Here is a 19,437-nt window from a genome sequence, read left to right on the forward strand (position 1 = left end):
CGGCCTCAGCGCTCGAGCGTGCCGCCGGCGCGCCACGCCTCGGCGGCGGTCTCGAGCCGTGCCGCCGCGCGCAGGTTGCCCTCGGCGAGCCGGCTCTCCTGCGCCTGCTCGCTCGGGCTCACGGCGAAGCGGCCGCACGCGATGACCCTGTGCACCGCGGCCGCGCGGTCCATGGCGCCGGGCGGGTCGCCGCGCAGGGCCGTCGACAGGATGGAGTCGCCCAGCGCGGCGAGGTCGCCGGGTGCGGGCCGGTCGGGCACGCCCGCGACGGCGTCGGGCACCGGCACGTGGCCCCGCCCGGCGGCGTAGATGCGGGCGGCTTCCGAGGACTGGCGCACCAGCCAGGCGCGCAGCAGGTAGAGCGACCACAGGGCGGCGGGCAGCCCGTCGTCCTCGGGCTCGGCCCACAGCTCGCGCAGGGCGTCGAGGCCGAGGGTCTCGTCCAGGCGCACCAGGTCGGCGGCGAGCGCCGCGTCCTGCTTGCCGGCCTGCAGCACGGCGACGGCCGTGGCGTAGGCGCGCTCGCGACGGGCCGCGGGGTCGGCGTCGTGGGCCGCCCAGCTCAGCCCGGGCGAGGGGAGGGGCAGCGGGCGGTGCGGGCGCGCGTACCGTCCCGCGTCCTGGGGGTGCTCGGGTTCCGTCATCGCCGTCCAGTGTGCACGCCGTCCACGAGCGGGTGGGCGGCACTTGCACTCGACGGACGAGAGTGCTAATCATGGGTTAGCACTCAGTACGACCGAGTGACAACGCGAGTGAGTCGACGAGACCGGGCCGACGCCCGGTCGTCCGTCGCGGGCGTCGTCTCGCCGCGGGTCAACCACCCCGTCCCGGGAGGACCTGCAACACATGGCCAAGATCATTTCGTTCAACGAGGAAGCCCGCCGTGGGCTCGAGCGTGGCATGAACCAGCTCGCCGACGCGGTCAAGGTCACGCTCGGCCCCAAGGGCCGCAACGTCGTCCTGGAGAAGAAGTGGGGCGCCCCCACGATCACCAACGACGGCGTCTCCATCGCCAAGGAGATCGAGCTCGAGGACCCCTACGAGAAGATCGGCGCCGAGCTGGTCAAGGAGGTCGCGAAGAAGACCGACGACGTCGCCGGTGACGGCACGACGACCGCGACCGTCCTCGCCCAGGCGCTGGTGCGCGAGGGCCTGCGCAACGTGGCGGCCGGGTCCAACCCGATCGCCCTCAAGCGCGGCATCGACAAGGCCGTGGCCGCGGTCTCCGAGCAGCTGCTCAACCAGGCCAAGCCGGTCGAGACCAAGGAGCAGATCTCCGCGACCGCCTCCATCTCGGCCGCCGACACCCAGATCGGCGAGCTCATCGCCGAGGCGATGGACAAGGTCGGCAAGGAAGGCGTCATCACCGTCGAGGAGAGCAACACCTTCGGCCTCGAGCTCGAGCTCACCGAGGGCATGCGCTTCGACAAGGGCTACATCTCCCCCTACTTCGTCACCGACTCGGAGCGCATGGAGGCCGTCCTGGACGACCCCTACGTGCTCGTCGTCAACTCGAAGATCTCCGCGGTCAAGGACCTGCTCCCGCTGCTCGAGAAGGTCATGCAGTCGGGCAAGCCGCTCGCGATCATCGCCGAGGACGTCGAGGGCGAGGCCCTCGCGACCCTGGTCGTCAACAAGATCCGCGGCACCTTCCGCTCGGTCGCCGTCAAGGCCCCGGGCTTCGGCGACCGCCGCAAGGCCATGCTGGCCGACATCGCCATCCTCACCGGTGGCGAGGTCATCTCCGAGGAGGTCGGGCTCAAGCTCGACACCGCGGGCCTCGAGCTGCTCGGCCGCGCGCGCAAGGTCGTCGTCACCAAGGACGAGACCACGATCGTCGAGGGCGCGGGCGAGGCCGACCAGATCGCCGGCCGCGTCTCGCAGATCCGCCAGGAGATCGAGCGCAGCGACTCCGACTACGACCGCGAGAAGCTCCAGGAGCGCCTCGCCAAGCTCGCCGGCGGCGTGGCCGTCATCAAGGCGGGCGCGGCCACCGAGGTCGAGCTCAAGGAGCGCAAGCACCGCATCGAGGACGCCGTCCGCAACGCGAAGGCCGCCGTCGAGGAGGGCATCGTCGCCGGTGGCGGCGTCGCCCTGCTCCAGGCCGGTGTCGCGGCGTTCGAGAAGCTCGAGCTCGACGGCGACGAGGCCACGGGCGCCAACATCGTCAAGGTCGCGCTCGAGGCCCCGATCAAGCAGATCTCGGTCAACGCCGGCCTCGAGGGCGGCGTCGTGGTCGAGAAGGTCCGCAACCTCGAGTCGGGCTGGGGCCTCAACGCCGCCAACGGCGAGTACGTCGACCTCATCAAGGAAGGCATCATCGACCCGGCCAAGGTGACCCGCTCTGCGCTGCAGAACGCTGCCTCGATCGCCGGTCTCTTCCTCACCACCGAGGCCGTCATCGCCGACAAGCCGGAGAAGAACCCCGCCCCCGCCGGTGCCCCCGGCGGCGGCGACATGGACTTCTAGGTCCCGCTCGCAGCACCGCACCACCGCCGAGGGGCGGTCCCGGCTCCGGCCGGGACCGCCCCTCGGCCGCGTCCGGGGTGCCTCCGGTACGTTCGTGGAGCCCGTCGCCGTCCGGAGGAGAGCCCCTTGCGCAGCTTCGTCGCAGACCCGGTGTCGGAGGACCTGCTCGAGCACGGCGAGGGCCCGCGCTGGGACGCGGTGCGCGACGAGCTCGTGTGCGTCGACATCATGGCCGGCGCCGTGCACCGCTGGGCCTTCCGCGGCGGGCGGCTCGCGCCCGTCCGCTCCTACGTCCTCGACCGTCCGGTGGGCGCGGCCAACCCGCTCGCCGACGGCAGCGGGTGGTTGCTCGCGGCCGGCACCGGCTTCGTCCGCCTCGACGAGGACGGCACCACGACCGAGCTGGTCGACGCAGCGCCGGGGCGCGGCGAGGTCCTGCGCATGAACGAGGCCGTGTGCGACCCGGCCGGCCGGGTCGTCGCGGGGCTCATGGCCTACGACACCGCGCCGGGCTCGGGGTGGGTCGTGAGCGGCGACCTGGACGGCGGCGTACGCACCCTGATCCCCAGGACCACGATCGCCAACGGCACCGCGTGGGACTCCGAGGGCACCACGATGTTCTGGTCCGACAGCGGCGAGGGCACCCTCGCCGCGTTCGGCTACGACCCCGCGACCGGCGCGCTCGGCGCCCGCCGCGAGGTGCTGCGCCGCGACCGCGCCGACGGCGTGGCCGACGGCATCGCCCTCGACGACGACGGCTGCGTCTGGGCCGCGCTCTGGGGCGGGCGCAGCGTCCTGCGGGTCAATCCGACCGGCGAGGTCCTCGCGGTCGTCGACCTGCCGGTCGACCAGCCCAGCGCCGTCGCGTTCGCCGGCACGACGCTGCTCGTCACGACCTCCCGCGAGGGCCTCGACGCGAGCACGCTCGCCGGCCAGCCGCTGGCGGGCGCGCTGTTCGCGGTCGACGTCGGGGTCTCGGGCCCGCCGGCCCGCCCGTTCCGCGGGGAGCTGCCGGAGCGGCTGGTCTAGAGCCCGCCGAGCGGCGCGACGCGCTCGCCGGCGTCCTCGCAGACCCACTCGGGGTCTGGCCCGAGGTCGGGCTCGACCCGCAGCTCGTGGGCGCCGTCGTGCAGCGGGCAGGCCGGCCAGCGCAGGCCCGCGTCGTCGAGCAGGCGCTCCTGCAGGTCCTGGGCGAGCTGGCCGGCGACCACGTCGGCGCCGCCCTCCCACGCCTCGATCCACCAGCGCCGACCGGCGACGACCTCCTCGAGCAGCGCCAGGACGTCGACGCCCACGGTCTCGCGGGCGGCGAGGTCGTGCAGCAGCAGTGCACGGGTAGCCAGCAGCGGATCGGGCACGACGTCATTGTGCAGGAGGACGTCGCGTACGCCTGGCGCGTGCTCTCGGTCACGAGCCTGGGCGTCGTCCTCACCGGACTGAACTCCTCCACGCTCGACGTCGGCCTGCCGAGCGTGTCGCGCCACTTCAACGCCTCGCCGACGCAGGCCAGCTGGTTCCTGCTGTCCTACATGCTGGTCAACACCGTGCTCATCCTGCTGTTCGGCCGGCTCGCCGACCTGGTGGGCCGGCGCCGGCTCTACGTCACCGGGCTCGGGGTGCTCACGCTCGGCAGCCTGGGCTGTGGCCTCGCACCCACCGCCGGGGTCCTCATCGCCCTGCGCGCGGTGCAGGCCGTCGGCGCGGCCGCGATCATCACCAACACCACCGCCCAGCTGACCGACGCCTTCCCCCGTCGGCTGCTCGGCACGGCCCTCGGGCTCAACATCACGGTGATCTCGGCGGCGCAGGTGGCCGGGCCGGTGGTCGGCGGTGCGCTCATCGGGGCCTTCGGGTGGCGCTGGGTCTTCCTGTTCAACGTCCCCGTCGGTCTCGTGGGGCTGGCCTGGGCGACGCACACCCTGCGGCCGGCCGGCACCGAGCGCGCCGAGGGCCGCTTCGACGGGGTCGGTGCGGTCCTGTCGGTCGTGTGGCTCGGCGGTCTCGTCGTCGCGCTCTCGGAGGGCGGCTCCGTCGGCTGGGCGGCGCCCCAGGTGGTGGCCGGCTTCCTCGCTCTGGCCGTCGGCCTGCCGGCGTTCGTCCTCGTGCAGCGCCACCGCAGCGACCCGCTCGTCGACCTGGCGCTCCTGGCCGACCGCCAGCTCGCCTTCGCCTACCTCTCGGTGTTCCTGCTCGCCATGGCGCGGTTCTCCCTGATCCTGCTCGCGTCGCTGTTCTTCCAGGGCGCGCAGGGACTCGACCCGCTCCAGGCCGGGCTGCGGGTCACGCCCCTGGCACTGGGCATGATGGTCGCCTCCCCGCCGGTCGGCTGGCTCTCGCGCCACGTGTCGACACAGGTGCTCGCGTCGTCCGGTCTGGGTGTGGTCTCGGGTGGACTGCTGCTGATGGCGGCCGTCGTGTCGCCGCACGCGGGCTACGCGCCGATCGGTGTGGCGCTGTTCCTGGTGGGCGTCGGGACCGGCGCGTTCATGACGCCCAACACCAGCTCCATCATGAGCAGCGTGCCGGCCAGCAGCCGCGGGGTCGCGAACGGTCTGCGCTCGATGCTGCAGAACACCGGCTTCGTCGTCAGCACCGCCATGTCGCTGGCCATCGTCACCAGTCCGCTGGCGCCGCGGGAGAAGCGGGCGACCTACGCGGGCACGCTCACCCAGCTCTCGCCCGCCGAGGTGGGGCACTTCGTCGACGGCTTCCGCACCGCCCTGGTGGTCCTGACGGTGCTGTGCGTCGTCGCGGCCGGCGCCTCGCTGGCGCGCGGCGGTGCGGCCAGGGCCACCGGGTAGCGTGAGCGCGTGACCGTGCTCGTCGACCCCGCCATGTGGCCGTGGCGCGACAGGCTGTGGGCGCACCTGGTCAGCGACACGTCCTACGACGAGCTGCACGGCTTCGCCGAGCGCCTCGGCATCCCGAGACGGGCCTTCCAGGGCGACCACTACGACATCCCCGACGTCCTCCGCGAGCAGGCGATCGCCCTGGGCGCCGAGAGCGTGACGGGCCGCGAGCTGGTCACGAGGCTGCGTGCCTCGGGCCTGCGCACCCAGAAGGTGCGCTGACGCCCTTGCGCAGCAGGAGCATGCTGTCGGCTCCGCGCTGGAACCGGTAGCGCACAGGCGCTTCTGCCGCTGCGGTGCCCGAGCTGCGCACGTCCGCCACGACCTCGTCGACGAGGTCGGGCCGGTGGGCGCGGAGGTCGACGAGCGGGAACACCCGTAGCTCGCCGCCCGGGCGCAGCACGCGGAGCAGCTCGCGCACCGCGGCCCGGTGGAACGCCGCGTCGAGCCGGTCGGCGTAGGTGAACAGCAGGTGCGAGCTCAGCACCAGGTCGAAGCTCTCCGCCGGCAGCCCCGTGTCGGGCAGCGAGCCCGCGACGTAGTCGCCGGGACGGCGTCGCAGGTCGAGCGCGAAGCGTCCCGCCGCAGCCGTGCGCGCCGCCCGGTGGGCCTCGGGGCTGCCGAACGAGCTCCAGTCGTAGGCCTCGAGGGAGCCGGCCACGTGGTCCGCACCGGTGCGTACGTCGTCCAGGGCGCGGACGGCGAGGTCGCCGGGCGCGAGGGCGTAGGCGGGGTCGAGGGCGGTGACGCGTACGCCGTGGCGCCTGCCGTCGGCGGCGAAGCTGGCCGCACCGCCGGGGCAGTCGAGGACGCGCTGTCCTGCCAGGGTGGGCAGGTCGAGCGCGAACATCTCGAGGTACTCCTCGAACGTCCGGGCCGTCACGAGGTAGTCGGTCAGGGGAGTGCTCACTGGGCCCTCCGGGCCGTCGGGCCCCCGGGAGGTCGCACTCCGTCGCAGCGCCTCGCCGGGAGCGGGCTGCTGCGTGGGGACGTCGTCGGTGCAGGCCGCTAGGTGCGGCGCCACGCCTGGGTGCTCGACGACATGGCGGGAAGCGTAGCGGCAGCGTCCGGGGCCGTGGGGCAGGATGAGGGCGTGGACGTCCTCGAGCTCGCCGACTGGCGCCGGCGCATGCAGCAGGTCTACGCGGCGGTGCGCCGCGAGAGCGACCCCCGCTCGGGGCACAAGCTGTGGCGCGCGGCCAAGGACGAGCTCTTCCGCTCGCACCCCCAGAGCCCGCTGCCCGCCGACGACCCGCTGCGGGAGACGGGGCTGCCCTACTGGCCCTACGACCCGGCGCTGCGCTTCGTCGTGCCGCTGCAGCCGGTCGAGCGCGAGCAGCTGCGGGTCTCGCCGTCCTCGAGCGACGGCGAGGTGCGCCAGAAGCTCGTGGGCCTGGTCGAGGTGCCCGATCTCGGCATCACCCTCGACGTGTGGTGGCTCGACCAGTACGCCGGCGGGCTCTTCGTGCCGGTCAAGGACGGCACGGCGCGCACGACGACCTACGGCGCCGGCCGCTACCTCGTCGACACCGCCAAGGGCGCCGACCTGGGGCTCTTCGACGGCAAGCTGGTGCTGGACTTCAACTTCCTCTACCACCCGTCGTGCCGCTACGACCCGGTGTGGGAGTGCCCGCTGGCCGCCGCCGGCAACACGACGACGGTGCCGATCGAGGCGGGCGAGCGGCTGGCTGCCGGGTAGTGAGAAGTTTCTTGACTCGGTGAAATAAGGGGCCTACGGTGTCGGCGTGCCCATCCCGTCGAGCACCCGCTCGATCCTGCAGATGCTGCTGCGCTCCGGCCCGCTGCCGCGCGCCGAGCTCGCCCGCCGGCTCTCGCTGTCCGCCGCCTCGCTCACCAAGCTGACCCGGCCCTACGTCGACGCCGACCTGCTCCGCGAGGAGGAGCCGGCGCAGCTGGCCTCCACGGGACGGCCCTCGAGCCCGCTCGACGTCGCCGCCGACCGCGTGCACTTCGTCGGCGTGAAGCTGACGGGCGACCACGCCTACGCCGTGCTCACCGACTTCCGCAGCGCCGTCGTGGAGCGGCTCGACCGCGCGCTCCCGAGCAAGGACGTCGCCGCCGTCGTCGGCGTCGTCGTGGACCTGGTCGAGGCGCTCGCCACGGTGCGGCGCCCGGTGCAGGTGGGCGTCGGCATCTCCGGCACCGTGCTGCGCGACCACTCCTACGTCACCGCCTCGACGTTCCTCGGCTGGGAGGACGTCGCCCTCCGCGAGCTGCTCGAGCCGCGGCTGGGCGTGCGGGTGGTCGTCGAGAACGACCTGCGCGCGCTCACGGCGCTGCAGCACTGGTTCGGCGGCGGCTCCGACTCCTTCGCCGTCGTCACCGCCGGCGCCGGCATCGGCTGCGGGCTCGTCATCGGCGACAGGGCCGTGGGCGGGTCGGCGGGCGCGTGCGGCCTGGTGGCCCACATGCCGGTCGACGACGGACAGGTCGAGGACCGCGGCACCACCTGCCCGCAGGGCCACCGCGGCTGCGCGATGACCTACGCGACGACCGGCGGGATGCTGCGCGCCCTGGCCGAGCGCACCAGCGACGTGCCCGGCTCGCTCGAGGAGCTCGGCGAGCGCGCGCTGGCCGGCGACCCGGACGCACGGCACGTGCTGGCCGAGGCGGGCCGCGCCCTCGGCGTCGTCACCGCCAACGTCGTCAACCTCGTCGGGCCGCGCAGCGTGGTCCTCACCGGCGAGGCGATGCAGTTCTACTCCGTGCTCGGCGACGCCTTCCACGAGGCGCTGGCCCGCCGGCTCGACCCGTCAGCCGCACCGGTCGCGGTCGAGGTGCGCTCGACCGACTTCTTCGACTGGGCGAGAGGAGCAGCAGTGGTGGCGATCCAGGACCTCGTGATGCACGGTGCCTCGTTCGAGCCGGCCGAGCTCGCGGAGGTGGCGCAGTGAGGGCGCGGACGGCGCTCGTCGACCGCGTCGACGCGCAGGCGGCCGTCGCGGCGCTGGCGGCCTCGCTCGTGCGCGACGGCGACAGCATCGCGGTCGGCGCCGGGCCCGCGACCGTGGCGCTCTCCCGCGTCCTCGCCGAGCGGGAGGAGCTCTCCGTCGTCACCAACTCGGTGCCCGTCGCCCAGGAGCTGTCCGGCCACCGCGGCATCGACGTCTTCATCACCGGCGGCAGCGTGCGCGGACCGCGGCAGGCCGTCCTCGGGCTGCCCGGCGACCAGACCCTGACGGGCATGCGCACGACGCTGGCCTTCGTCGGCGGCGACGGGGTGACCGTCGAGCGCGGGCTCTCGACCGCCGAGGTGCTGGGCGCACCGACCGACCGCGCCCTGGTCGCGACCGCCGCGGCCGTGGTCGTGCTCGCCGACTCCGCCTCGCTGGGGGTCGAGTCGACCGTGCAGATCGTCGGCCTGCACGAGATGACGCACCTGGTCACCGACGCCGGCGCCGACCCCCGGGCCGTGGAGCGGTTCCGGCGGGCCGGCGTCCAGGTGCTGCTCGCGCGCTGACGGGCGTCACTCCGCCGCGTCGGCCGTGCCTCCGGCGAGGATGTCGTCTGCGTCGAGGATGCGGTAGGCGTAGCCCTGCTCGGCCAGGAAGCGCTGCCGGTGGGCCGCGAAGTCCTGGTCGACGGTGTCGCGGGCGACGACCGAGTAGAAGCGCGCCGCGCGGCGGTCGGACTTCGGGCGCAGGACGCGGCCCAGGCGCTGGGCCTCCTCCTGGCGCGAGCCGAAGGTGCCGGACACCTGGATCGCGACGGCCGCCTCCGGCAGGTCGATCGAGAAGTTCGCGACCTTGCTGACGACCAGGGTGGTGATCTCGCCGCTCCGGAAGGCCTCGAACAGCCGCTCGCGCTCCTTCACCGTCGTCTCGCCCTTGATCACCGGGGCGTCGAGGCGGTTGCCGAGGTCGTCGAGCTGGTCGATGTACTGCCCGATGACGAGGATCCGCTCGCCCTCGTGCAGCTCGGTGAGCCGCTCGACGAGCCGCGCCTTCGTCGCCGTGGTCGAGCAGAGGCGGTAGCGCTCCTCCGGCTCGGCCGTCGCGTAGGTCAGCCGCTCGTGCTCGCTGAGCGTCACGCGTACCTCGACGCAGTCGGCGGGCGCGATGTAGCCCTGCGACTCGATGTCCTTCCACGGCGCGTCGTAGCGCTTGGGCCCGATCAGCGAGAAGACGTCGCCCTCCCGGCCGTCCTCGCGCACCAGCGTCGCGGTCAGGCCGATCCGGCGGCGGGCCTGGATGTCGGCGGTGAAGCGGAAGACCGGCGCCGGCAGCAGGTGCACCTCGTCGTAGACGACCAGGCCCCAGTCGCGAGCGTCGAACACCTCGAGGTGCTGGTAGACGCCCTTCCGCTTGGTCGTCAGCACCTGGTAGGTCGCGATGGTGACCGGGCGGATCTCCTTCTTGGAGCCGCTGTACTCGCCGATCTCGTCCTCGGTCAGCGAGGTGCGCTTGAGCAGCTCGTGGCGCCACTGGCGCGCCGAGACGGTGTTGGTGACGAGGATCAGCGTGGTCGCCTTGGCCTGCGCCATCGCGGCCGCGCCGACCAGCGTCTTGCCCGCGCCGCAGGGGAGGACCACCACGCCGGAGCCGCCGTGCCAGAAGCCGTCGACGGCCTCCTGCTGGTAGGGCCGCAGCGTCCAGCCGTCCTGCGCGAGCTCGATCGGGTGGGCCTCGCCGTCGACGTAGCCCGCGAGGTCCTCGGCGGGCCAGCCCAGCTTGAGCAGCACCTGCTTCATGTGGCCGCGCTCGCTCGGGTGCACGACCACGGTGTCGGGGTCGACCCGCTCGCCGACCAGCGGCGCCACCTTCTTCGAGCGCAGCACCTCCTCGAGCACCGGCCGGTCGGTGGTGTGCAGCACCAGCCCGTGGACGGGGTGCTTCTCGAGCGTGAGGCGGCCGTACCGGTCCATCGTGTCGGCGATGTCGACCAGCAGGGAGTGGGGCACCGCGTAGCGGCTGTAGCGCAGCAGCGTGTCGACGACCTGCTCGGCGTCGTGGCCGGCGGCACGCGCGTTCCAGAGCCCGAGCGGGGTGACGCGGTAGGTGTGCACGTGCTCGGGGGCGCGCTCGAGCTCGGCGAACGGGGCGATGGCGCGGCGCGCAGCGGGGGAGTCGTCGTGGTCGATCTCGAGCAGCAGGGTCTTGTCCGACTGGACGATGAGCGGGCCGTCGGTCACGCGGGTCCTTCCGGACGTCGAGCTGGGGGTTCCAGTGTCAACCAGGCGCCGCGCGGCGCTCTTCCCGGGCAGGGGACGATGGGGACCATGACCTCCGACACCCTCGCCACGACGTACGCGGCGGTGCGCGGCGCTGTCGTCGACCCCGCGCTGCGCGACGCGCTGGTGGACGTCTGGGTCGAGGGCGTCAACGGCGGCGGAGCGGTCGGCTTCCTGGCGCCGGTGACGGCCGCGGACGTGGCGCCGGTCCTCGAGCACAAGCTCGCGTCCGTGCTGGCCGGCGACTACACGCTGGTGGTGCTGTCGGGGCCTGACGGGCCGGTCGGCCTCGCCTTCCTCGAGCGCGTCTACAAGCCGCACATGCGCCACTGGGCGACGGTCACGTGCGTGGTCGTCACGCCGGCGCTGCAGGGCCGCGGGCTCGGCCGGCGGCTGATGGAGGCGGTGCACGAGACGGCCCGCGCCGAGGGGCTGGAGGCGCTGAGACTGGCGGCGCGCGACGGGCACGGGCTGCACGAGTTCTACGCGAGGCTGGGCTACGTCGAGATCGGGCGCTTCCCGGACGCCATCCGGGTGGCTCCCGGCGACGAGCGCGACGAGCTGCTCTTCTGGCGGCGACTCTGAGCGCGCCGCTGCGGGTCACCAGCCGGGTGGAGATCCCGCCCGGCGAGCTGGCGTGGCGGTTCTCCCGCTCGAGCGGACCGGGCGGCCAGGGCGTCAACACGACCGACTCGCGGGTCGAGCTCTCCTTCGACGTCGCGCGCTCGCCCTCGCTGCCCCCGCACCTGCGCGCCCGCGCCCTCGAGCGGCTCGCCGACCGGCTGGTCGACGGCGTGCTCACCCTGTCGGCGTCTGAGCACCGCTCACAGCTGCGCAACCGCGACGCGGCCCAGCAGCGGCTCGCCTCGCTGCTGCGCGACGCGCTCGCCCCGCCCGCCGCGCCCCGCCGGCCCACCCGGCCGACCCTGGGCTCCCAGCGCCGGCGCGTCGAGGCCAAGAAGCAGCGCGGCGAGACCAAGCGCCTGCGCCGCTCTCACGACGACTGAGCTCAGGCCGGGGCGTTGGCAGCAGGGGCGATGCCGGTGATGCGGGCCACGGCAAAGGTGCGCACCGAGTCGGTGAGGTGGTCGAAGGCCGTGACGTAGCCGCCCTCGACGCTCATCGGCTCGACCACGCGCTCGGTGGCCGACGCCTCGGCGTTGACGTAGCCGATGACGACGGGCACCTGCTGCTGCACCGCCTGGCGCAGCAGCGCCACGACCTCGGCGGTGGCGACGCGCGGCACGCCGAAGCTCGACGCGGGCAGCCGGGGGTCGCGGCGCACGCTCGCGGCGGCGCGGTCACCGGCGCGTACGGCCCGGACCGCCGCGGCCAGCGTCCCGTCCGGCGGGGCGGGGGGCTCGCCGACCAGGCGCGGAGGCCGCGGGCGGTGGGGGCTGCGGCGTGAGTCAGGGCGGCGGACGACCACCTCGCCCTCGGCGGACTCGGCCGCCGGCGCCAGGCCGAGCGAGCGCAGGCGCTCGAGCACCATGTCGACCGGTGCCTGCGCGGCCAGGACGGTCGGCGCCAGCCGGCGCAGCCGCAGCTGGGCCGCGCGCCGGTCGGCGACGAGCTCGGTGAGGACGGCGGGGTCGTCGCAGCGCAGGTACGCAGAGGCGGTGCCGACGCGTACGCGGCCGTGGCGGCGGGCGACGTCCTCGAGCAGGTACGCGAGCGGCTGGGGCACGGGGGTGCGCGAGTGGGTGGTGAGCAGCTCGAGCAGCTCGCCGGAGCTGCGCCCGGCGTCGAGCGCGCGGCGCACGGAGTCGGCGGTCAGCCGGTAGACCGTGGCGCCGCCGGTGCTCTCGACGTCGGCCATCAGGGCGATCTCGCGGGCCAGCGCCGGCACGAGCGGACCGGGAGCGACGACGGTGAGGTCGGCCTGGAGCAGGATCTCGGTGCTCGGCTCGGGCAGCCCCGGCGCGAGCGCCGCGGCGACGGCGTCCTCGTCGGAGTCGAGCAGCCGCCGCCCGGCCGCGGAGAGGGCGCCGCGGCCGGTGACGCCGAGCACCTCCGCCTCGGCCAGGGTCCAGCCCACCAGCGCGTCGCGCGAGCGCCCGGCCCGGCGGGGACGGTGCCAGGTCAGCCGGGCCAGCAGGCTGTCGCGCTCGACCGCCAGTCCGGCCCCGACGTCCGCGAGAGCGGTCAGGACCGAGGTGCGCAGGTCGGGCGCGAGCGCGCGGTCGAGGCCGGGCCCGAGGGCGTTGAGCGGCTTGTCGCGCTCGTCGCGGGCCCCGGCGAGGGACGCCACCCGCGTCGATGCGAGCCACGCCTGCGCGAGGACGGCCCAGCGGCGCTCGACGGGCTGCGCGAGCCAGGTGTCGTAGGCGGGGCCGGGCAGCCACTCGTCGCCCTCGAGGCTCGGGCCGAACAGGCCGGCCGAGTGCGCGGTCTCGACGACCAGCGCGGCGGTCGGCTCGTCGACGTCGAGCGCGACCGCCGTGCGCTTCAGGTCGCGGACGCTGAGCCCGCCCTGCCGCAGGACCGCAGGCGGGGCCAGCCCCCAGGACTCGAGCAGGTCCTCGCACCGGCGCACGAGGTCGTAGGCGGCCTGCGCGGCCGCCTGCTCGGCCGAGCGCACGCCGCGCTCGGTGGTCGCGAGGGCCGGGGGCACCGGCGCCGGATCGGCGTGGACGCGGCCGCCGCGCAGGTGCAGCGCGACCTCGAGCGGGAGGGTCACCGTCTCGGGGCCCGTCGGCACGAGCAGGCCGTGGGCGAGCAGCCACTCGACCGGCGTGCGGGCCGAGCCGGGGTCGACCTGGCGGCGGGCCGAGGGCAGCGCTCCGGCCGGCGGCCCCCACTCGAGGCGGGCGAGCGCCTCGCGGGCGCCGGGCGGGGCGCCGGCGAGCAGCGCGTCGAGAGCTGCGGCGTCGGAGAGGACGGCGGCGACCGCGGCCGCGTCACGGGTGACGTCGCCGGTGGTGGAGGCCCCGAGCGCACGCACCAGCGACGCGACGGCCTCCGGCGACGCGCCGGTGAGCAGCGTCTCGACCGGCGGGCCGAGCCCGGCCGGCTCGCGGACGGCGGTGCGGACGGCGCGCACCAGGCGTACCTCGTCGCCCTCGCCCCACACCAGCGCCTGCTCGCGCAGCACCGCCAGCACGGCACGGGCGTCGGCGCCCCAGCGCGCGGTCACCTCGGCCGCCGTCGTGGGCTCGGGCAGCGTCGCCAGCACCTCGACCACCTGGAGGCCGGCGAGGTCGAGCCGGTCGAGGGCGCGCGCCACGCTCGGCGCGCTGGTGGCGCGGGTCGCGAGCGCGCCGACGTCGGCGGGCACCGGGCCGAGCAGGTCGGGACGGGCCCGCAGCAGCGCGGCGAGCGCGGCGTCGTCGCGCGCCCGCAGGTCGTCGGCCAGGCTGCGCACGGGAGCCCCGCGGTCGGTCACGAGCGCGGGATGCGGCGCGCGCGCACGCCCACGAGCAGCCCGCACAGGGCGACCGCGAAGCCGAGCGGCGCGAGCAGCGCGAGCAGGTAGACCAGGACGGGGAGCGGGTCGGTGCCCAGCAGGAGGGGCACGACGGCGGCCACGCAGGCCAGCGCGCCGGCGACGAAGATCACACCGCCGACGACCACCCAGCGGTCGCCAGGGCCGGGCGTGTCGCGGTCGTTCGGGCGCATATGCCCAAGCGTAGGCGCCGTGGGACGGGTAACCTGACGCCCGCCCGGCACGACCGGGGGCCCGCGCCGCAGAGCCGGAGCCGGCAGCGGATCCACACCGCGTGCCCTCTACCCCCAGACAGCCTGCCCAACCCAGCGAGGAGGACGCCGTGCCGACCGGCAAGGTGAAGTGGTACGACACGGACAAGGGCTTCGGCTTCGCCACCAGCGACGACGGCGGCGACGTCTTCGTGCACGCCTCCGCGCTCCCGGCGGGCGCGACGGCGCTCAAGCCGGGCCAGCGCATCGAGTTCGGCGTCGCGCAGGGCAACCGCGGCACCCAGGCGATGGCCGTCCGGCTGCTGGACGCGCCCCCCTCGCTCGCGAAGGCCGCGCGCCGCAAGCCCGACGACCTCGTGCCGATCGTGGAGGACGTCATCCGCCTGCTCGACCGGGTGGGCGAGGGCCTGCGCCGCGGGCGCTACCCCGAGCGTGCCGCCGGCGCCAAGCTGGCCGCCGTCCTCCGCGCCGTCGCCGACGACCTGGAGGCGTGAGACAGCCGACACCGCAGACCAGCTGGGAGCCGCATCGGAGCAGCGTGCCCGGCCCGCCCCGCACCACAGAGACGGAACCGCATGAAGCCCCGAGTCCTCCCCACCCTGCTCGCCTGCGCCGCGATGGCGGCGACCACGCTGAGCGCGGCCGCCGCGCCCGCCTACGCGTCGACGACCCTCAAGCCCGGTGCCGACGTCCTCAAGGCGCTCGGCTCGGCCAAGAAGGGCACGACCATCACGCTGGCCAGCGGAAGCTGGTCGGCCCTCTGGCTCGACAAGTGGACGACGAAGAAGCTCGACCTGACCGGCGTCACGCTGCGCGGCGCCTCGCGCACCGGCGTCGTCGTCCACGGCCTGACCCTCAAGGGCGTCAAGGGCCTGACGGTCACGAACCTCACGCTGGCCAACTCGTCGTCGGCGCCCGAGAGCGTCGTGCGCATCAGCGACGGCAGCTCGCACCTGGTCTTCGACCACGTGACCGTCAAGCCGAAGGCGCACTCCGGCTTCGACATCTGGAAGAAGACGAGCTACGTGACGGTGCGCGCCAGCATCGTCGACGGCCGCGGGGTGACCGGCAAGCTCGCCACCAACGGCACGGCACGCGCGATCAGCGTCAACGGAGCGCCGTACGACCTCGGCAGCTGGCCGTCGAACCTGACCTTCTCCGGCAACGACCTGTTCGGCGCGGGGTCCGACATCATCACGATCGCCGGCGGCAAGCACGTCGTCATCTCGGGCAACCGGATCCACGACCCGCAGAAGAACGCCGACCACAACGACGGCATCCAGTCGGTCGGCTCCGACGACCTCAAGATCGTCGGCAACCGCTTCTGGGCACCGGGCCCCAACGGCCCGGACCAGGCGATCATGCTCGGCCCGAACCGCTCCGTGAGCACGCTGCGGGTCAGCGGCACCTACATCGCCGACAACCTCGTGACGGCGTGGCGCGGCAGCGGCATCAACCTGGTCAGCACCAAGGCCACGCGGGTCATCAACAACACCGTCGGAGCCATGGGCACGTCGGGCTCCCGCGGCTCGAGCCTGGTGAAGTCGGGCAACAGCGGGCTCCAGGTCGTCAACAACATCCTGTTCAAGGTCTACGGCTCCGGCGCGGTCGCCCGGCAGGACCACAACTGCATCGCGGACGGCGCGACGAGCAAGGACATCAAGACCTCGTCGCCGGGCTACGACACCGGCAACGACTTCAAGCTGCTCGCGTCGAGCAGGTGCCGCAACAACGCCGACTCCTCTGCCGCGACGAAGACCGACGTCGGCAACCGCAGCCGCGACGCCAAGCCGGACCGCGGTGCGTGGGAGTACGTCGGGAAGTAGGCCCGCTACGCGATGACGGACAGGTCGCGCGCGAGCAGAGCGCGCGCGACCGGGCCCAGCTGCGCGAGCGGGGCGCCGACCGCGAGGAAGCGGCGGGAGTGGACGCGCGCCGCCGCGTGGGCGCCGGTGCCGAGCGGCCCGGTGACCTGCGCGGCGGGCTGCGCCTGCGGCAGGCGAGCAGTGGCGATCTCGAGCAGCCAGCCCTCGAGCGGCTCGCCGTCGGGGCCGGCCTGCGCGACGGTGACGGGGTCGTCGTCGGGCGTGACGTCGATCGCGACGACGAGGTCGGGCAGCGTACGGTTCAGCGCCACGCCCGCCGCGCACGCGGCGAGCGCCACGTCGGCGCCGCCGGTCGGCACCAGCACCAGCGTGCCCGCGCCGCAGTCGGCGACGCGCGTGCCGGAGTAGGGCGCCAGGCGGGCCAGGCGCGGCAGGCCGAGGTCGGCGAAGCCGGTGAGCACCGCGTCGCGCTCGGGCTCGCCCGCGACCAGGGCGACGACGCGCACGTCAGGCCGGCACGAGGCGGAACTTCCAGATGCCGCGCACCTGCTGGCCCGACTTGTCGAAGGCCACGACGGTCAGCGGGAAGTCCTGGGTCAGCGACGAGCCGACCGGCAGCTTGAAGTGCGTGGTCTTGAGCGTCTTGGGCGTGACGACCTGGGCCTGCTGGCCGTCGCCGATCTGCACCTTCCAGCCCGCGTCGGCGACGTCCTTGTCGACGCTGATGCCGACCGTGTCGCCCGCGCCCACCTCGACGTCGGTGGCCGTGGCGTCGCACGCCGACTCCTGCACCGGCGAGCTCGACTTCTGCGACCAGCAGGCCGCGTCGGCGCGGTGGGAGCTGCTGCCCGCGAAGGCGGTCACGCCCGGAGTCGGCTTGTCGCAGCCGGCCAGCACCAGCGGCGCCAGGACCGCGAGACCGAGGGCGGCGCCGCGCAGGCGGCGGGAGGTGTACGGAGTTGCCACGCTGCGAAGGCTACCTGTGACGCCGGCGGGCGCGACCCCGCAGGGCCCCGCGCAGAGCCATGGCCGTGGGCACGAGCAGCGCGAGGGCCGCCAGCCCGAAGCCCAGCCCCTCGTGCGGCCGCAGCAGCGTGCCGGCGCCAGCGCCGGCGACCCACGAGAGCTGGAGCAGGGTCTCGGAGCGGGCGAACGCGGAGGCGCGCACGTGCGGCGCCACGTCGCGCTGGATCATCGCGTCGAGCGCCAGCTTGCCGAGCGTCTGCGAGACGCCGGCGACGACGGCGACCACCAGGATCGTGATGAGCCCGAACAGCACGAAGCCCAGGGCGGCGGCCGCGGCCGACGCCACCAGGCAGGCCAGCACGGTGACCTCGGCGGGCCGGCCGCGCAGCGCCGAGCCGAGCGAGGCCCCCGCGGCGCTGCCTACGCCGGCCGCGGCCGCCGCGGCGGCGATCAGCGCCGTGGCCGGCAGCCCGTGCATCGGGTGGGCGCGCAGCAGGAACGCCAGGTGCAGCAGCAGGAAGCCGGCGAACGCGCGGATGCCGGCGTTGGCGCGCAGCGCGTCGAAGACGGCAGGGCCGACGGCCTGTACGCGGCGGGCCCGGCTCTCACGCAGCCGCCCGGCCCAGCCGGCCGCGCGTGGCGGCGCCGCCACGGTGTCGGCCGCGTCCGGAACCTCGACCTCGTCGGGCGCCGCGTCGCCCTCGTGGAGGTGCTCGGCGAGCACCGCGCGCCCGCCGGCGCCGCGCTCGTCGTCGAGGGCCTTGGGCAGGCGTACGGACAGCACCACGCCGACGACGAAGATGAGGAACGCGACGCGCAGCGACCACTCGGGGCCGAACAGCGTGACCACCCCGGCGCCCAGGGGTCCGGCGGTGGAGAGGGCGGCGAGGCTGGCGAGCGAGACGCGGGAGTTGGCGCTGACCAGGTCGAGCTCGGCCGGCAGCAGCCGGGGCATCGCGGCCGAGCGGGCGACCCCGAACGCCTTGATGCAGACCAGGACGCCGAAGGCGGCGGGGTAGAGCCGGCGCCCGTCGTCGGTGGTGCCCGACACCGCGGCCGCCATGACCAGCGCGAGCAGCGCCCGCAGCCCGAAGGTGCCGGCCAGCGCGAAGCGGCGCCCGTGGCCCAGGCGGTCGAGCAGCGGCCCGACGACGGGGGCGAGGAGCGCGAACGGCGCCATGGTGACCAGCAGGTAGACGAAGACCCGCCCGCGCGCCTCGCCCGTGGGCACGGAGAAGAACAGCGTCCCGGCCAGGGACACGGTGACGAAGGCGTCCCCTGCCGAGCCGAGCGCCGTGACGTCGATGAGCTTCGCCAGCCCCGTCTCGCCGGCGCCCGCCGACCGGATGAAGCGGCGCGTGGCCTGCCAGCCGACGCGCGTCAGCGCCGCCGTCTCGCGCGCTGCCGTGCCGGCCGCCCGGGCGGCACCGAGGGCGTGCTCGGCCGCCTTCGCCCGCGCCTCGTCGACCTCGCCGGCGTCCTCAGGGGCGCGCTTGACGAAGGGATCGGCGGAGGGGTCGGGTGCCACGGCGTCCATCCTGCCGGTGCGGCACGCGGACCGTCACACAAGTGGGAGGATGTCGCACGTGGAGACAGGCATCAGCGGCGACGCGACCCCCGGCGACGCGACGACCGCACGTCCGCGGGCGGCCCGCAGCCGCAAGGCGGTCCTCGACCCGGTCGCGGCGGCGGCGGTGGACCTCGCCCGCTCGGTCGCCGAGGAGCTCTCGGCCGACACCCCGACCCGCGAGGGCGTCGGCGCCCACCTCGGCGTCACCGTCGAGGGCGAGCGTCTGGTCTCCCACGAGTTCGAGTGCCTCCTGCCGGGCTACCACGGCTGGCGCTGGTCGGTCGTGCTCGCCCGCGCACCGCGCCAGAAGACCGCGACGGTCGTGGAGTCGGCGCTGCTGCCCGGCCCGGACGCGCTGCTCGCGCCGGAGTGGGTGCCCTGGAGCGAGCGGCTGCGCCCGGGCGACCTCGGCGTCGGCGACGTGCTGCCGACCGAGGAGGACGACCCGCGCCTCGCCCCTGGCTGGACCGCCGGCCCGACGCTCGACGACGAGGATGCCGCCGAGCTGTGGGAGATGGGGCTGGGGCGCGCACGCGTCCTCTCGCTCGAGGGCCGCACCGACGCGGCGGAGCGGTGGTACTCCGGCGACGGCGGCCCGCAGGCTCCCATCGCCCTCGCTGCGCCCGCCCACTGTGCGACGTGCGGGTTCCTCGTGCTGCTCGGCGGCTCGTTCCGCCAGGCGTTCGGCGCGTGCTCCAACGTCTACTCGCCCTCCGACGGCCGCGTCGTCGCGCTCGACCACGGCTGCGGCGCCCACTCCGAGGCGGCGGTGACGCCCGCCAGCATCGAGCCGGCACCGCCGGTGCTCGACGAGCTGGGCTACGAGTACGTCTCGGTGCCGGCCGGTGCCCACCCCGACGGCTCGGTCGACTCCGCGAGCCCGGGCGAAGACCTCGGCCACAGCTGAGC

General features: G+C 74.8%; 21 protein-coding genes. 12 read left to right on the forward strand and 9 right to left on the reverse strand.

Annotation, left to right across the window (positions count from 1 at the left end; genetic code table 11):
* Positions 1-5: 5 nt before the first annotated feature.
* Positions 6-644 carry a hypothetical protein gene (locus tag CLV35_RS17945; protein WP_121194887.1) on the reverse strand — a complete coding sequence of 213 codons (639 nt, stop codon included), beginning with the start codon at positions 642-644 and terminating at the stop codon, positions 6-8.
* A gap of 202 nt (positions 645-846) precedes the next feature.
* On the opposite strand from CLV35_RS17945, the gene groL reads away from it, so the two are divergent.
* Together groL and CLV35_RS17955 are read left to right on the forward strand one after the other, a co-directional pair.
* Positions 847-2,469 (forward strand): chaperonin GroEL, encoded by a 1,623-nt coding sequence (gene groL / locus CLV35_RS17950; RefSeq protein ID WP_121194888.1) that lies wholly within the window; start codon positions 847-849, stop codon positions 2,467-2,469.
* 126 nt (positions 2,470-2,595) lie between these two features.
* Positions 2,596-3,498, forward strand: coding sequence for an SMP-30/gluconolactonase/LRE family protein (locus CLV35_RS17955; protein ID WP_121194889.1), 903 nt, complete (start codon positions 2,596-2,598; stop codon positions 3,496-3,498).
* On the opposite strand, the gene CLV35_RS17960 is transcribed toward CLV35_RS17955, so the two are convergent.
* The gene (locus CLV35_RS17960; protein ID WP_231122017.1) at positions 3,495-3,827 is read right to left on the reverse strand and encodes a hypothetical protein; all 333 of its coding nucleotides are present in this window, start codon (positions 3,825-3,827) and stop codon (positions 3,495-3,497) included. The two genes, CLV35_RS17955 and CLV35_RS17960, sit on opposite strands and share 4 nt — an antisense overlap.
* A gap of 9 nt (positions 3,828-3,836) precedes the next feature.
* Here CLV35_RS17960 and CLV35_RS17965 point away from each other — a divergent pair, with 9 nt between their 5' ends.
* Complete coding sequence (locus CLV35_RS17965) at positions 3,837-5,270, forward strand: DHA2 family efflux MFS transporter permease subunit (RefSeq protein WP_231122018.1); 1,434 nt, start codon at positions 3,837-3,839, stop codon at positions 5,268-5,270.
* A 9-nt stretch (positions 5,271-5,279) separates the two neighbouring features.
* Entirely contained in the window at positions 5,280-5,540 is a 261-nt protein-coding gene (locus tag CLV35_RS17970; RefSeq protein ID WP_121194891.1) for a DUF4031 domain-containing protein, read from the forward strand.
* Here the strand turns inward: CLV35_RS17970 and CLV35_RS17975 are convergent.
* On the reverse strand, positions 5,494-6,228 hold the full coding sequence (locus CLV35_RS17975) for a methyltransferase domain-containing protein (protein ID WP_231122019.1): 735 nt from the start codon (positions 6,226-6,228) through the stop codon (positions 5,494-5,496). The two genes, CLV35_RS17970 and CLV35_RS17975, sit on opposite strands and share 47 nt — an antisense overlap.
* Positions 6,229-6,411: 183 nt before the next feature.
* On the opposite strand from CLV35_RS17975, the gene CLV35_RS17980 reads away from it, so the two are divergent.
* The 3 genes from CLV35_RS17980 to CLV35_RS17990 are packed head-to-tail and all read left to right on the forward strand — an operon-like array spanning position 6,412 to position 8,799.
* A complete protein-coding gene (locus CLV35_RS17980) occupies positions 6,412-7,017 on the forward strand; it encodes a DUF1684 domain-containing protein (protein WP_231122020.1) in 606 nt (201 codons plus the stop codon).
* 46 nt (positions 7,018-7,063) lie between these two features.
* On the forward strand, positions 7,064-8,233 hold the full coding sequence (locus CLV35_RS17985) for an ROK family protein (protein WP_121194892.1): 1,170 nt from the start codon (positions 7,064-7,066) through the stop codon (positions 8,231-8,233).
* Positions 8,230-8,799 (forward strand): DeoR/GlpR family DNA-binding transcription regulator, encoded by a 570-nt coding sequence (locus tag CLV35_RS17990; RefSeq protein WP_183062061.1) that lies wholly within the window; start codon positions 8,230-8,232, stop codon positions 8,797-8,799. Before CLV35_RS17985 ends, CLV35_RS17990 begins: the two co-directional genes overlap by 4 nt.
* Positions 8,800-8,805: 6 nt before the next feature.
* Here CLV35_RS17990 and CLV35_RS17995 read toward each other — a convergent pair whose 3' ends face one another.
* Complete coding sequence (locus tag CLV35_RS17995) at positions 8,806-10,470, reverse strand: DNA repair helicase XPB (RefSeq protein ID WP_121194893.1); 1,665 nt, start codon at positions 10,468-10,470, stop codon at positions 8,806-8,808.
* An 87-nt stretch (positions 10,471-10,557) separates the two neighbouring features.
* On the opposite strand from CLV35_RS17995, the gene CLV35_RS18000 reads away from it, so the two are divergent.
* Together CLV35_RS18000 and arfB are read left to right on the forward strand one after the other, a co-directional pair.
* Positions 10,558-11,094 carry a GNAT family N-acetyltransferase gene (locus tag CLV35_RS18000; RefSeq protein WP_121194894.1) on the forward strand — a complete coding sequence of 179 codons (537 nt, stop codon included), beginning with the start codon at positions 10,558-10,560 and terminating at the stop codon, positions 11,092-11,094.
* Positions 11,091-11,516, forward strand: coding sequence for an alternative ribosome rescue aminoacyl-tRNA hydrolase ArfB (gene arfB / locus CLV35_RS18005; RefSeq protein WP_121195008.1), 426 nt, complete (start codon positions 11,091-11,093; stop codon positions 11,514-11,516). The genes CLV35_RS18000 and arfB overlap by 4 nt, the downstream gene beginning before the upstream one ends.
* 2 nt (positions 11,517-11,518) lie before the next feature.
* Here arfB and CLV35_RS18010 read toward each other — a convergent pair whose 3' ends face one another.
* Both CLV35_RS18010 and CLV35_RS18015 read right to left on the reverse strand, forming a co-directional pair.
* A complete protein-coding gene (locus tag CLV35_RS18010; protein ID WP_121194895.1) occupies positions 11,519-13,894 on the reverse strand; it encodes a helicase-associated domain-containing protein in 2,376 nt (791 codons plus the stop codon).
* Positions 13,891-14,127 carry a hypothetical protein gene (locus CLV35_RS18015; RefSeq protein ID WP_121194896.1) on the reverse strand — a complete coding sequence of 79 codons (237 nt, stop codon included), beginning with the start codon at positions 14,125-14,127 and terminating at the stop codon, positions 13,891-13,893. Before CLV35_RS18015 ends, CLV35_RS18010 begins: the two co-directional genes overlap by 4 nt.
* A 149-nt stretch (positions 14,128-14,276) precedes the next feature.
* Between CLV35_RS18015 and CLV35_RS21045 the strand changes: the two genes are divergently transcribed.
* Positions 14,277-14,660 carry a cold-shock protein gene (locus CLV35_RS21045; protein WP_121194897.1) on the forward strand — a complete coding sequence of 128 codons (384 nt, stop codon included), beginning with the start codon at positions 14,277-14,279 and terminating at the stop codon, positions 14,658-14,660.
* An 81-nt stretch (positions 14,661-14,741) separates the two neighbouring features.
* Positions 14,742-15,992, forward strand: a complete 1,251-nt coding sequence (locus tag CLV35_RS18025) for a right-handed parallel beta-helix repeat-containing protein (RefSeq protein WP_121194898.1) — start codon at positions 14,742-14,744, stop codon at positions 15,990-15,992.
* A gap of 5 nt (positions 15,993-15,997) precedes the next feature.
* On the opposite strand, the gene CLV35_RS18030 is transcribed toward CLV35_RS18025, so the two are convergent.
* From CLV35_RS18030 to CLV35_RS18040, 3 genes are read right to left on the reverse strand one after another with little or no spacing between them, the layout of a single operon-like run.
* Positions 15,998-16,498 carry a hypothetical protein gene (locus tag CLV35_RS18030; RefSeq protein ID WP_121194899.1) on the reverse strand — a complete coding sequence of 167 codons (501 nt, stop codon included), beginning with the start codon at positions 16,496-16,498 and terminating at the stop codon, positions 15,998-16,000.
* 1 nt (position 16,499) lies between these two features.
* Positions 16,500-16,958, reverse strand: a complete 459-nt coding sequence (locus CLV35_RS18035; RefSeq protein ID WP_121194900.1) for a hypothetical protein — start codon at positions 16,956-16,958, stop codon at positions 16,500-16,502.
* Between the two features lie 10 nt (positions 16,959-16,968).
* Complete coding sequence (locus tag CLV35_RS18040; protein WP_121194901.1) at positions 16,969-18,495, reverse strand: MFS transporter; 1,527 nt, start codon at positions 18,493-18,495, stop codon at positions 16,969-16,971.
* A 49-nt stretch (positions 18,496-18,544) separates the two neighbouring features.
* On the opposite strand from CLV35_RS18040, the gene CLV35_RS18045 reads away from it, so the two are divergent.
* Complete coding sequence (locus tag CLV35_RS18045) at positions 18,545-19,435, forward strand: DUF3027 domain-containing protein (protein ID WP_231122023.1); 891 nt, start codon at positions 18,545-18,547, stop codon at positions 19,433-19,435.
* Positions 19,436-19,437 lie beyond the last annotated feature (2 nt).

Origin of the sequence: Motilibacter peucedani (assembly GCF_003634695.1) — a bacterium.
GTDB lineage: Bacteria > Actinomycetota > Actinomycetes > Motilibacterales > Motilibacteraceae > Motilibacter > Motilibacter peucedani.

Bases quoted from the DNA above. Each gene is read 5' to 3' on its own strand.
- CLV35_RS18015 (WP_121194896.1), bottom strand. From the start codon at position 14,127: ATGCGCCCGAACGACCGCGACACGCCCGGCCCTGGCGACCGCTGGGTG.
- CLV35_RS18000 (WP_121194894.1), top strand. From the start codon at position 10,558: ATGACCTCCGACACCCTCGCCACGACGTACGCGGCGGTGCGCGGCGCT.
- CLV35_RS18040 (WP_121194901.1), bottom strand. From the start codon at position 18,495: ATGGACGCCGTGGCACCCGACCCCTCCGCCGATCCCTTCGTCAAGCGC.
- CLV35_RS18025 (WP_121194898.1), top strand. From the start codon at position 14,742: ATGAAGCCCCGAGTCCTCCCCACCCTGCTCGCCTGCGCCGCGATGGCG.
- CLV35_RS17945 (WP_121194887.1), bottom strand. From the start codon at position 644: ATGACGGAACCCGAGCACCCCCAGGACGCGGGACGGTACGCGCGCCCG.
- groL (WP_121194888.1), top strand. From the start codon at position 847: ATGGCCAAGATCATTTCGTTCAACGAGGAAGCCCGCCGTGGGCTCGAG.